The sequence below is a fragment of the Streptomyces sp. SM1 genome (assembly GCF_002910825.1).
Taxonomy (GTDB): Bacteria; Actinomycetota; Actinomycetes; order Streptomycetales; family Streptomycetaceae; genus Streptomyces; species Streptomyces okerensis.
In genome coordinates this window covers 1-11,053 of sequence record NZ_NEUB01000964.1, presented here as the reverse complement: position 1 = coordinate 11,053, position 11,053 = coordinate 1, and the positions used below count along the sequence as shown (strand labels likewise).

Here is an 11,053-nt window from a genome sequence, read left to right as displayed (position 1 = left end):
GGGCGGGTCTCGTCCGCGGTCACCGCGGGATGCCACCCCGTCCGGCCGATCGCCCGTACCAGCGCCCCCACCATCCGCGGGTCGAAGTGGGTCCCCGCGCAGCGGCGCAGTTCCTCCAGCGCCACCGGGACGGGCCGGGCCCTGCTGTAGGAGCGGGTGGAGGTCATCGCGTCGAAGGCGTCGGCGACCGCGACCACCCGCGCGGACTCGGGGATCTGACCGCCCGCCAGCCCGTAGGGGTAGCCGGAGCCGTCCAGCCGCTCGTGGTGGTGCAGCACCGCCGCGCGGGCCTCGCCGAGGAAGGAGATCCCCCGCACCATCTCGTGCCCGTACTCGGGGTGCAGTTCGATCACCCGGCGTTCCTCGGGGGTCAGCGGACCGTCCTTGGTGAGCAGCCGGGTGGGCACCCCGAGCTTGCCGACGTCGTGCAGGATGCCGGCGAAGCGCAGCACCTCGACCCGTGCGTCGTCCAGGCCGAGCTCCCGCGCGATCATCATGGACGCCCGGCCGACGCGCTCGCTGTGCCCGCGCGTGTAGCCGTCCTTGATGTCGACGGCCTGCACCAGCGCGCGGATCGTCGCCCGGTGGGCGGCCCGCTCGCGGTGGTACTGGGCGAAGGCCCACCAGGAGACGCCCATCGGCAGCAGCACGAACAGGGCCGCCACGGGGCCGTACGCACTGCGCCACAGCAGCGCCATCATCAGCCCGGCGGGACCGTGCACGGCGAGCGGTGCCAGCGACCTCACGAACCGCCGCCACCAGGCGGCCGGCCGCCCCTCACGCGGGAGCGCGCCGGACGCCGGCGCCAGGACGCCGCCGTCGAGCAGGGTGAGCACCAGGCAGAACGCCACCACGGCGACCGCGGCCGCCGCGAGCGCGCCCGGTACGTCACAGGCCGTTACCGCGGCCCGGCCCCCGGCCGCACCGTGGGCACCGCTCGCGGCCCATACGGCGAGTACCAGCTGACCGGCCCGCCAGAGTCTGCGCGCCGGGTACGGCCGCTGCTCCACGGGAAGCAGCAGCGCCCCGGGCAGCGCGACCAGTGCCGCGGCGTGCGGCGGCAGCAGGAAGGCCCCGGCGAGCAGGACGGGATGGAAGGTGCCGCCCGGGTGCGGGCCGGCGACGAGGCGTGAGGCGGCCAGGCGCTCGCAGCCCGCGTACAGCGCGGCGAGCAGGACGACCGGCCACCAGGGGACCCGGGCGTCCTGCGGGAATCCCGGCCGGGGGAGGTGCGCGACGGGGAGCAGACAGAGCAGGGCCAGCAGGGTGACCACGGCGACGTACGCCCGGGCCCGTGCCGGTAACGCATCCATGAGCCCCTCCCCCGCCCGTGCCCGCCGCACGCGAACCTGCCGACTGCCAGGCTCCGGAGCCTAGGACCGCGGGGGGTGCCTCCACGGGCCGATAACCCGCGGATTAGCACGTACGAGTGACAGGAAGGACCGGGGAGGGGCAGGATGCCCGGTACGTCAGGACTCCTGCGGGGTGGCCGTGACGTCCTGGTCGGGGACCGCCTGACCGGAACGGATCAGGTCGAGCCGGCCCATGACCTTGGAGCGCAGGTCGCCCGGCACGTCGTCCTGCCCGCAGCAGCGCTTGACCAGCTTCTTCACCGCCTGCTCGAGCCCGTACTTCTCCAGGCAGGGCGAGCATTCCTCGAAGTGGTGCTCGAACTTCACACAGTCGGAATCCGGCATCTCACGGTCGAGGAACTCGTAGAGATGATCGAGGATTTCGCTGCAATCCGTCTCGTGCGGCTCTCCGCAGCTCATGACCCCGAGCCTTTCGCTTCGTTCGACTCTCCGGCACCGGCCGGGACCAGTCCGCGCTCGCGCGCGTAGTCCTCGAGCATGCCGCGCAGCTGACGGCGGCCACGGTGCAGCCGGGACATCACCGTACCGATGGGTGTCCCCATGATGTCGGCGATCTCCTTGTAGGCAAAGCCCTCGACATCGGCGAGATACACCGCGATGCGGAACTCCTCGGGGATCGTCTGGAGCGCTTCCTTGACGTCCGAGTCCGGCAGGTGGTCCAGCGCCTGCGACTCCGCGGAGCGCAGACCCGTCGACATGTGCGACTCGGCGCGCGCGAGCTGCCAGTCCTCGATCTCCTCGGCCGCACTGCGCTGCGGTTCACGCTGCTTCTTGCGGTAGGAGTTGATGAAGGTGTTGGTGAGGATCCGGTACAGCCACGCCTTGAGGTTGGTGCCTTCGCGGAACTGGTGGAAGGACGCGTACGCCTTGGCGTACGTCTCCTGGACCAGGTCCTCCGCGTCGGCCGGGTTGCGCGTCATCCGCAGGGCGGCCGAGTACATCTGGTCGAGGAACTCGAGCGCGTCCCGCTCGAAGCGCGCGCTGCGCTCCTCGGCCGACTCCGCGCCCTTGCCGCCCTGGGCCTCGGGCTGCTCCGCCTGGCCGTGTTCGGTCCCTGCGTCGGTACCGGGAACCGGACCCACCTCCTCCAGTGTTGTCGTGAGACCACGAGCGGTCTCACCCGAATCGGAGGATAGACGACGATCCGGTCCGCCCGCCGCCCGAACAGGGGCGGTCTTGGCCGCGTGCAGCACCGTCCAGTCCAGATCGGCGCGGGCACTGCGGCTCGGGCAGAACGTGGAACCCATGCGGCGGACTTCCTCTCCTACGGCGGTGGTGCCGTCGACCGGCACATACGTCCCTCCCAACAGCGGGCGCCCTCCGGGCATTCCCGGCACGTCAGCCGAGGGCGGCGGTCCACCGCGCGACGGCGCGGGTCACGACCGCCACCGCCTCCTCCTGCGTGATGTCCGCCCGCCTGGGCACGGCGAGGCCGTGATCGCCGTGCGGAACCTCCACCAGTTCGTAGGCGCCCTCCGGGAACTCGCCCGGCCTGCCGAACGGGTCGTTGCCGCCCTGGACGACGAGCGTGGGCACACCCGCGCCCAGCAGCTCGGCGGCGCGGGACTTCTCGGGCCTGCCCGGCGGGTGCAGGGGGAAGCTCAGGGCGAGCACCGCGCGGGCGCCGAGTTCGGTGGCGGTGCGGCAGGCGACGCGGGCACCGGCGCTGCGTCCGCCCGAGATCACCGGCAGCCCTGGAGCCGCCAGCGCGGGCCAGATGCCGCGCCAGCCGGTGTCCAGGGTCTTCGGCGCGGGGGCGACCTTCTTGCCGGCCACCCGCCAGGGCTGTTCGACGAGGGCGACGGTCACACCGTGCGCGGGGAGCTCGGTGGCGAGCGCTCCGAGGTCCCGGGCCTCGATGCCGCCGCCGGCACCGTGGCTCACCGCGAGGACCAGGCGGGCACGGCGGCGGGCGCGGTGCCAGGTGATCCGGGCGGTGCCGGCGCCGGTCTCCACGGTCTCGGTGGTGCCCGCCGGGTCCGCCGCGCCTGACGGGTCCGTCGCGCCTGACGGATCTGTGGTGTCTGACGGGTCCGCCGCGTCGGCCGCGCCTGCCGCGTCTCTCGTGTCGGGGGTCACGTCAGAAGAGTGTGCCCTCTTCCGGTGCGGCCAGCTCCTTCAGCAGCTCCGGTCCGTTGTTGCGGACGTTGCTCACCGCCGTGCCGACCGGGTAGGCGCGCATCAGGCCGGGCGGCGGCGGGGCCAGCAGCCCGCGCAGCTCGTCGGTGTCGGTGCGGGACGGGTCCAGCCAGGCGTCCCAGTGGTCCGGCGTCAGCATCAGCGGCATCCGGGGGTGGATCTCGGCGAGGGTGTGCGGGCCGTCCGCCGGGGACACGGCGAGCGGGCCGCTCTCCGCCTCGGTGGTGATGACGGAGCAGGTCACCCACCACGCCCGGGGATGGTCGTCCGGCAGCGTCCCGTCCCGCCAGAACTCGTACAGCCCGGCCATGGCGAACACCGAGCCGTCGGCCGGCGTCACGAAGTAGGGCTGCTTGCGCGGCCGCTTCTTCTTCCCCTCGACCTCCAGATCCCGCTCCTCCCGGCCGGTGACCCACTCGTAGTAGCCGTCGGCGGGGAGGATGCAGCGCCGGGTCGAGAACGCGCGGCGGTAGGACGGCTTCTCGTGGACGGTCTCCGCGCGGGCGTTGATCATCCGGGCGCCGCCCTCGGGGCTCTTGGACCAGGAGGGCACCAGTCCCCACTTCAGTTTCCGCAGCTGCCGAACCGGGCGCGGGTCGGGCACGTCCTTGAGGGCACGGTCGAGGACGGCGTAGACCTCCTTGGTCGGCGCCACGTTGAAGTCGGGCTCCAGGGTCTCCTCCGGCTCCCACTTCTCGATCCCGAAGATCCCCGCGAGATCCTCGGGCCTGCGACTCGCTGCATACCGTCCGCACATACGTGCAACACTGCCAGACTCCGTACGTACAGAGGGAGCGATCCGAAACACATGGAAAGCATGGTCAGCACCGCGTCCGCGTCGCTCGGCTCTCTCTGGGACGAGGTGTCCGGCACCCAGCCCGACCCCGATGTGTGGGTGGTCGTCGCCACCCTGGTCGCCGCGGCCGCCGTTGTCGTACCGCACGGGCTGTGGCGGCTGTCCCGCAACGCCGTCACCATCGCCCACGAGGGCGGGCACGGGCTGGTGGCGCTGCTCACCGGCCGCACGCTGACGGGCATACGTCTGCACTCGGACACCAGCGGCCTGACCGTCAGCCGCGGTAAACCGACCGGCATCGGCATGATCCTCACCGCCGCCGCCGGCTACACCGCTCCCCCGCTGCTGGGTCTGGGCGGCGCCTCGCTGCTCGGTGCCGGGCGCATCACACTGCTGCTGTGGCTGGCCACGGCGCTGCTGCTGGCGGTGCTGGTGATGATCCGCAACGCCTACGGGGCGGTGTCGGTGCTCGTCACGGGCGGCACGTTCGTGCTGGTGTCCTGGCTGACCGGACCCCAGGTGCAGGCCGCCTTCGCCTACGCCGTGGTCTGGTTCCTGCTGCTCGGCGGGGTGCGCCCGGCCTTCGAGCTCCAGGCCAAGCGGTCCCGCGGGGGTGCGGGGGACTCCGACGCGGACCAGCTGTCCCGGCTGACGCACGTACCGGCGGGGCTGTGGCTGTTCCTGTTCCACGCGGTGTCGCTGTGCTCGCTGCTGGGCGGGGGCAGGTGGCTGCTCGGGCTGTGATCCGGCGGCGCCCCCGGACGGGTCCGCCACCACCCGGGCGCAGGCGACGAGCGGCCTCGGCACAGGTGGCGCAGGGCCTCGGCGTGCCCCTCCTTATAGAGTGGCCCCATGGCCCCGAACCCCGCGCACACCGCCCTCTGGCCCGCCCCGCACGCAAGCGGAGCCGTCGACGCGACGGTCCACGTGCCCGGGTCCAAGTCGGTCACCAACCGTGCCCTCGTGCTCGCCGCCCTCGCCTCCGAGCCGGGCTGGCTGCGCCGCCCGCTGCGTTCCCGCGACACGCTGCTGATGGCGGGCGCCCTGCGCGCCATGGGGATCGAGATCGAGGAGGGCGTGGGGCCCGACGGCACCGGCGAGGCCTGGCGGGTACTGCCCACGGGTCTGCACGGTCCGGCCACCGTCGACGTCGGCAACGCCGGCACCGTGATGCGGTTCCTGCCCCCGGTCGCCACGCTGGCCGACGGTCCCGTCCGCTTCGACGGCGACCCGCGCTCGTACGAGCGTCCCCTGAACGGAGTCATCGACGCGCTGCGGCGTCTGGGCGCCCGGATCGACGACGACGACCGCGGCACGCTGCCGATGTCCGTGCACGGCGGCGGCGCGCTGGACGGCGGGACGGTGGAGGTCGACGCGTCCTCGTCCTCCCAGTTCGTCAGCGCCCTGCTGCTGTCCGCGCCGCGCTTCAACCAGGGCGTGGAGGTACGGCACACCGGTGCGACGCTGCCGTCCCTGCCGCACATCCGGATGACGGTCGACATGCTCCGCGCGGTGGGCGCCCAGGTGGACACCCCCGAGTCGGGCGGCGAGCCCAACGTGTGGCGGGTCACGCCCGGCGCCCTGCTGGGCCGGGATCTGACCATCGAGCCGGACCTGTCCAACGCCCAGCCGTTCCTGGCGGCGGCGCTGGTGACCGGCGGCAGGGTGGTCGTCCCGGACTGGCCGGCCCGTACCACCCAGCCCGGTGACCGGCTGCGGGAGATCTTCACCGAGATGGGCGGCTCCTGCGAGCTGACCGAGTACGGGCTCGTGTTCACCGGCTCCGGCTCGGTGCACGGCATCGACGTGGATCTCGGCGAGGTCGGCGAGCTGACGCCGGGCATCGCGGCCGTCGCGGCGCTCGCGGACTCCCCGTCCACCCTGCGGGGCGTGGCCCACCTGCGGCTGCACGAGACGGACCGGCTGGCCGCGCTCACCAAGGAGATCAACGAGCTCGGCGGTGACGTCACCGAGACCGCCGACGGGCTGCACATCCGCCCGCGCCGGCTGCACGGCGGGGTCTTCCACACCTACGAGGACCACCGCATGGCCACCGCCGGAGCGGTCATCGGCCTGGCGGTCGACGGCGTGCAGATCGAGAACGTGGCGACGACGGCGAAGACCCTGCCGGACTTCCCCGACCTGTGGACCGGGATGCTCGGGGCGTAGGGGTCCGCCATGCGCCGCTACGGCAAGCACACCGACGAGGACGACATCCGCTCGCGTCCCAACCGCAAGGGCAACCGGCCCCGTACCCACATCCGGCCCAAGCACGAGGACGCCGCCGGGGGGCTGGTCCTCACCGTCGACCGAGGCCGGCTGACCTGTCTGGTCGGGGACCGGGTCGTGATGGCGATGAAGGCCCGCGAGCTGGGCCGCAAGGCGGCGGTGGTCGGCGACCGGGTGGCGATCGTGGGCGACCTGTCCGGGAAGAAGGACACCCTCGCCCGGATCGTACGGATCGAGAAACGCGCGTCGGTGCTGCGCCGCACCGCTGACGACGACGACCCCTACGAGCGGGTGGTCGTGGCCAACGCCGACCAGCTCGCCGTCGTCACCGCCCTCGCCGATCCCGAGCCCCGTCCGCGGCTGATCGACCGGTGCCTGGTCGCGGCCTTCGACGGCGGGCTGACCCCGCTGCTGGTGCTGACCAAGTCGGATCTGGCACCGGCCGACAAGCTGCTGGAGCTGTACGGCGACCTCGACATCCCGTACGTCGTCACCAGCCGTGCGGAGCTGGAGAGCGGTGCCGCCGTCGACCGGGTGCGCGAGCAGCTGGACGGCAGGATCACGGCGTTCGTGGGGCACTCCGGGGTGGGTAAGACGACCCTGGTGAACGCGCTGGTGCCGCTGGAGCGACGCCGTTCGACCGGGCATGTCAACGCGGTGACGGGGCGGGGGCGGCACACCACGACCTCCGCGCTGGCGCTGCCGCTGGCGGGTGCGGAGGGCTGGGTGATCGACACCCCGGGTGTGCGCTCCTTCGGGCTCGCCCATGTCGACCCGTCCCGGGTCATCCACGCGTTCCCCGATCTGGTGCCGGGCACCGAGGGCTGTCCGCGCGCGTGCAGTCACGACGAGCCGGACTGCGCACTGGACGCGTGGGTGGCCGAGGGGCACGCGGATCCGGCGCGGCTGTACTCGCTGCGGCGGCTGCTGGCGAGCAGGGAGCGCACCGACGGCGACTGACCTTCGCGTGTTTGCCGTGGCCTTCGGACGGTAAGTGCATAATCGCACCGAGCCGAACCCGAACCCGCCGAACCCCGGCGAAGCGGTCACCGTACGTGGCACTGCGGGAGGACGACACATGGCGTGGCTGCTGGTCATCGTGGCCGGATTGCTCGAGACCGGCTTCGCCGTGTGCCTGAAGCTGTCGCACGGCTTCACCCGGCTGTGGCCGACCGTGGCGTTCTGCGCGTTCGCGCTGGGCAGCTTCGGGCTGCTGACGATGGCGCTGAAGAAGCTGGACGTGGGTCCCGCGTACGCGGTGTGGACGGGCATCGGGGCGGCGGGGACGGCCATCTACGGAATGGTGTTCCTCGGGGACCTGGTGTCGACGCTGAAGATCGTGTCGATCACGCTGGTGATCGTCGGTGTGATCGGGCTGCAGCTCTCGGGGTCCTCGCACTGAGCGGGGTGGCGTCCACGGCGTCGGCGGCCGGCTCGCGTGGAGACCGGCCGCCGGTTCCGCGGGTTCACGGCACCGGCCACCGGGGGCTCCGGGGTCACGGCACCGGCTGCCGGTGCAGGGCGCCGCGCACCAGGTCGGCGACGCCGTTGTCGGCCGGCGGGGCGGCGACGCAGGACAGGGCCAGGCGGATGACGAGCTCACAGGTGCGGGCCAGATCGGCGGTGTCCCTCCTGGGCGTACCGGGGCCGGCCAGGAGGTCGACGGCGCGGTCGCGGACGAGGGCGACGAGGTCGGCGGGTGAGGGCAGCGGTCCGTCGGCGCGGCGCTGGGCGGGCACGGCGGAGCCGGACGGCACGGCAGAGAGGGCCGGTGCGGGCAGGCGTTCGCTCCAGCAGCCGGTGAGCATGGCGCGGACCAGGGCGTTGTCGCGGGCGCCGGCGGTGGTCCACTCGGCGACCGCGGTCAGCCGGTCGCGCGGGTCGGTATGCCCGGTGAGGGCGCGGTCGACGCCGGCGAGGTAGCCGTCGGCCTCCCTGCGGACGAGGGCCCTGGCGAGGCCGTCCTTGCTGCCGAACTCGTTGTACAGCGTCTGCCGGGAGACTCCGGCCGAGGCGGCCACGTCCACCATCCGCACCGCGGACCACGGACGACGTGCCAGGGCCGTGTAGGCGGCGTCCAGCAGGGATTCCCGCGCTGCAGGCATCTTCGCCTCCCTCGGGGCGAGCGGCCGGTCCTGCGGTTCAGACTTGACGCGCCGTCGGACACTGTCAAGGGTTCGCGGGCCCCGCCCCCCCGGTGGCCCCGCACCGACCTCGGCGGATACCGTTCGTCGCATGCCCGACTACCTTGACGACCTGCGCCTCGCCCATGTCCTCGCGGACGCCGCCGACGCCGCGACGATGGACCGGTTCAAGGCTCTCGACCTCAAGGTCGAGACCAAACCGGACATGACACCGGTGAGTGAGGCGGACAAGGCGGCCGAGGAGCTCATCCGCAATCACCTCAAGCGCGCCCGCCCGAGGGACGCCGTCCTCGGCGAGGAGTACGGGGTGGAGGGCACGGGGCCGCGGCGCTGGGTGATCGACCCGATCGACGGCACCAAGAACTACGTGCGCGGGGTCCCGGTGTGGGCCACGCTGATCTCCCTGATGGAGGCCGGTGAGGGAGGCTTCCGGCCGGTCGTGGGCCTGGTGTCCGCCCCGGCCCTGGGCCGCCGCTGGTGGGCCGCGCGGGGACACGGCGCCTTCGCCGGACGCAGTCTGTCCTCGGCCTCCCGGCTGCACGTCTCCCGCGTCTCCAGCCTCTCCGACGCCTCCTTCGCGTACTCCTCGCTCACCGGCTGGGAGGAGCAGGGGCGGCTGGACGGGTTCCTCGACCTCAGCCGCGAGGTGTGGCGCACACGCGCGTACGGCGACTTCTGGCCGTACATGATGGTCGCCGAGGGCTCGGTCGACCTGTGCGCCGAACCGGAGCTGTCGCTCTGGGACATGGCGGCCACCGCGATCGTGGTCACGGAGGCCGGCGGCTCGTTCACGGGTCTCGACGGCCGCCCGGGACCGCACAGCGGCAACGCGGCGGCGTCGAACGGGCTGCTGCACGACGAGTTGCTGGGGTACCTCAACCAGCGCTACTGAGCGAGCGGAAGATCTACGCGCGCCCCCAACCCGCCGCGCGCGCCCTCTTGTTGACCACCGCTTTGCCTGCCACTCTGAGAGTCCCCCCACTTGTGAATTTGTGAAATCGCGAACTAGCGGGTCACCGTGCCCATGACCTCGCGTTTTCCGGTAGGAGGTGGCTCCATCCATGCTCGTCCGTGACGCCATGAGCACCCTGGTCCTCACCATCGGCCCCGCCCACACACTCCGACAGGCCGCCGCCCTGATGTCCGCCCGCCGGGTGGGCGCGGCCGTGGTCCTCGACCCCGACGGCACCGGCATCGGCATTCTCACCGAGCGCGACGTCCTCAACTCCCTCGGCCTCGGCCAGGATCCGGACACCGAGCGCGCCCACGCCCACACCACCACCGACGTCGTCTTCGCGACCCCGTCCTGGACCCTGGAGGAGGCCGCGGTCGCCATGACGGACGGCGGTTTCCGCCACCTGATCGTCCTCGACCGCGACGGGCCCGCCGGCATCGTCTCGGTCCGCGACATCATCCGCTGCTGGGCACCTCAGCGGCAGCGGGCCGAGCACGCCTCGGCGTAGCGCCACGAGAGACGGGCCGGACCTCCGAAGGGAGTCCGGCCCGTCGTTCGACAAGCGGTCCGGCGCTGGAATCAGCCGCGCAGGACCCCGATCCCACAATGGACCATGTCTAAGTCAAGCGAGGATCCAAAGTCACATCCATTCGGGACGCGGCCCCCTGCTGTTAGGCTGGTGCCATGAGTGACCTTCTGGAACGGCTCCGTGGACGTGGATGGCGGATGACCGCACAGCGCCGTGTCGTGGCCGAGGTCCTCGACGGCGAGCACGTCCACCTGACGGCCGACGAGGTGCATTCCAGGGCTGTCGCCAAGCTGCCCGAGATCTCCCGGGCGACCGTCTACAACACCCTGGGCGAGCTGGTCTCGCTCGGCGAGGTGCTCGAGGTCGCCACGGACAAGCGGGCCAAGCGCTACGACCCCAACGCCCACCGCCCACACCACCACCTGGTGTGCGCGCGGTGCGGGGCGATCCGCGACGTCCACCCCACCGGCAACCCGCTGGCCGACCTCCCCGCCACGGAGCGTTTCGGTTTCACGGTCTCCGATGTGGAAGTGACCTACCGCGGCGTCTGCCCGAACTGCGCGTCGGCGTAGGCACGCCGGATTTTCCCGGACGACCGAGAGAAAGCCCCGGCACTGACCAGTGCCGGGGCTTCTCCGTACGACATACGACCGAGGGCCGGAACCCTTTCGGATTCCGGCCCTCGGCCTTCAGTAGCGGGGACAGGATTTGAACCTGCGACCTCTGGGTTATGAGCCCAGCGAGCTACCGAGCTGCTCCACCCCGCGGCGATGAATGGAACACTACGTCAAGAGCGGAGACAGAAGCAAATCCTGCCCCGCGCCCCCCTCGCGGGCAGTCGTGCCGCTGGGGCGATGGGGGTCCCCCCGCTCGAGCGAAGCCGAGAGT

The 11,053-nt window shown here is 72.3% G+C and carries 13 protein-coding genes and 1 tRNA gene; 7 read left to right on the top strand and 7 right to left on the bottom strand.

All coding sequences use genetic code 11. The features are described 5' to 3' along the window. From B9S61_RS33735 to B9S61_RS33715, 5 genes are all read right to left on the bottom strand, one after another. On the bottom strand, nt 1–1,313 hold a 1,313-nt coding region (locus B9S61_RS33735; RefSeq protein ID WP_103545576.1), incomplete at its 3' end, for an HD-GYP domain-containing protein. A gap of 156 nt (nt 1,314–1,469) precedes the next feature. After that, nucleotides 1,470–1,772, bottom strand: coding sequence for a mycothiol system anti-sigma-R factor (rsrA, locus tag B9S61_RS33730; RefSeq protein WP_103545575.1), 303 nt, complete (start codon nt 1,770–1,772; stop codon nt 1,470–1,472). Beyond that, nucleotides 1,769–2,455 (bottom strand): RNA polymerase sigma factor SigR, encoded by a 687-nt coding sequence (gene sigR, locus B9S61_RS33725; protein ID WP_219819990.1) that lies wholly within the window; start codon nt 2,453–2,455, stop codon nt 1,769–1,771. Before sigR ends, rsrA begins: the two co-directional genes overlap by 4 nt. A 256-nt stretch (nt 2,456–2,711) precedes the next feature. Continuing rightward, on the bottom strand, nt 2,712–3,329 hold the full coding sequence (locus B9S61_RS33720) for an alpha/beta family hydrolase (RefSeq protein WP_181007651.1): 618 nt from the start codon (nt 3,327–3,329) through the stop codon (nt 2,712–2,714). A gap of 124 nt (nt 3,330–3,453) precedes the next feature. Continuing rightward, nucleotides 3,454–4,269 (bottom strand): SOS response-associated peptidase, encoded by an 816-nt coding sequence (locus B9S61_RS33715; protein ID WP_103545572.1) that lies wholly within the window; start codon nt 4,267–4,269, stop codon nt 3,454–3,456. Between the two features lie 60 nt (nt 4,270–4,329). On the opposite strand from B9S61_RS33715, the gene B9S61_RS33710 reads away from it, so the two are divergent. The 4 genes from B9S61_RS33710 (at nt 4,330) to B9S61_RS33695 (ending at nt 7,939) form a co-directional block, all read left to right on the top strand. Continuing rightward, nucleotides 4,330–5,052, top strand: a complete 723-nt coding sequence (locus tag B9S61_RS33710; protein ID WP_103545571.1) for a M50 family metallopeptidase — start codon at nt 4,330–4,332, stop codon at nt 5,050–5,052. 108 nt (nt 5,053–5,160) lie between these two features. Next, nucleotides 5,161–6,477, top strand: a complete 1,317-nt coding sequence (aroA, locus tag B9S61_RS33705; RefSeq protein WP_103545570.1) for a 3-phosphoshikimate 1-carboxyvinyltransferase — start codon at nt 5,161–5,163, stop codon at nt 6,475–6,477. A 9-nt stretch (nt 6,478–6,486) separates the two neighbouring features. Continuing rightward, nucleotides 6,487–7,497, top strand: coding sequence for a ribosome small subunit-dependent GTPase A (gene rsgA / locus B9S61_RS33700; RefSeq protein ID WP_103545569.1), 1,011 nt, complete (start codon nt 6,487–6,489; stop codon nt 7,495–7,497). 118 nt (nt 7,498–7,615) lie between these two features. Beyond that, a complete protein-coding gene (locus tag B9S61_RS33695; protein ID WP_103545568.1) occupies nt 7,616–7,939 on the top strand; it encodes a multidrug efflux SMR transporter in 324 nt (107 codons plus the stop codon). 94 nt (nt 7,940–8,033) lie between these two features. Here B9S61_RS33695 and B9S61_RS33690 read toward each other — a convergent pair whose 3' ends face one another. Beyond that, entirely contained in the window at nt 8,034–8,642 is a 609-nt protein-coding gene (locus B9S61_RS33690; RefSeq protein WP_103545567.1) for a TetR/AcrR family transcriptional regulator, read from the bottom strand. 130 nt (nt 8,643–8,772) lie between these two features. Between B9S61_RS33690 and hisN the strand changes: the two genes are divergently transcribed. The 3 genes from hisN (at nt 8,773) to B9S61_RS33675 (ending at nt 10,737) form a co-directional block, all read left to right on the top strand. Continuing rightward, nucleotides 8,773–9,573: a histidinol-phosphatase gene (gene hisN, locus B9S61_RS33685; protein ID WP_103545566.1), complete on the top strand. Its 801-nt coding sequence runs from the start codon at nt 8,773–8,775 to the stop codon at nt 9,571–9,573. A gap of 169 nt (nt 9,574–9,742) precedes the next feature. Then, nucleotides 9,743–10,144, top strand: coding sequence for a cyclic nucleotide-binding/CBS domain-containing protein (locus tag B9S61_RS33680; RefSeq protein ID WP_103545565.1), 402 nt, complete (start codon nt 9,743–9,745; stop codon nt 10,142–10,144). A 176-nt stretch (nt 10,145–10,320) separates the two neighbouring features. Further along, nucleotides 10,321–10,737, top strand: coding sequence for a Fur family transcriptional regulator (locus B9S61_RS33675; protein ID WP_103545564.1), 417 nt, complete (start codon nt 10,321–10,323; stop codon nt 10,735–10,737). 121 nt (nt 10,738–10,858) lie between these two features. On the opposite strand, the gene B9S61_RS33670 is transcribed toward B9S61_RS33675, so the two are convergent. Then, nucleotides 10,859–10,932, bottom strand: a tRNA-Met gene (locus B9S61_RS33670). Nucleotides 10,933–11,053: the final 121 nt, after the last annotated feature.

Bases quoted from the DNA above. Each gene is read 5' to 3' on its own strand.
- B9S61_RS33675 (WP_103545564.1), top strand. From the start codon at position 10,321: ATGAGTGACCTTCTGGAACGGCTCCGTGGACGTGGATGGCGGATGACC.
- hisN (WP_103545566.1), top strand. From the start codon at position 8,773: ATGCCCGACTACCTTGACGACCTGCGCCTCGCCCATGTCCTCGCGGAC.
- aroA (WP_103545570.1), top strand. From the start codon at position 5,161: ATGGCCCCGAACCCCGCGCACACCGCCCTCTGGCCCGCCCCGCACGCA.
- B9S61_RS33715 (WP_103545572.1), bottom strand. From the start codon at position 4,269: ATGTGCGGACGGTATGCAGCGAGTCGCAGGCCCGAGGATCTCGCGGGG.
- rsgA (WP_103545569.1), top strand. From the start codon at position 6,487: ATGCGCCGCTACGGCAAGCACACCGACGAGGACGACATCCGCTCGCGT.
- B9S61_RS33710 (WP_103545571.1), top strand. From the start codon at position 4,330: ATGGTCAGCACCGCGTCCGCGTCGCTCGGCTCTCTCTGGGACGAGGTG.
- rsrA (WP_103545575.1), bottom strand. From the start codon at position 1,772: ATGAGCTGCGGAGAGCCGCACGAGACGGATTGCAGCGAAATCCTCGAT.
- B9S61_RS33680 (WP_103545565.1), top strand. From the start codon at position 9,743: ATGCTCGTCCGTGACGCCATGAGCACCCTGGTCCTCACCATCGGCCCC.
- B9S61_RS33695 (WP_103545568.1), top strand. From the start codon at position 7,616: ATGGCGTGGCTGCTGGTCATCGTGGCCGGATTGCTCGAGACCGGCTTC.
- B9S61_RS33690 (WP_103545567.1), bottom strand. From the start codon at position 8,642: ATGCCTGCAGCGCGGGAATCCCTGCTGGACGCCGCCTACACGGCCCTG.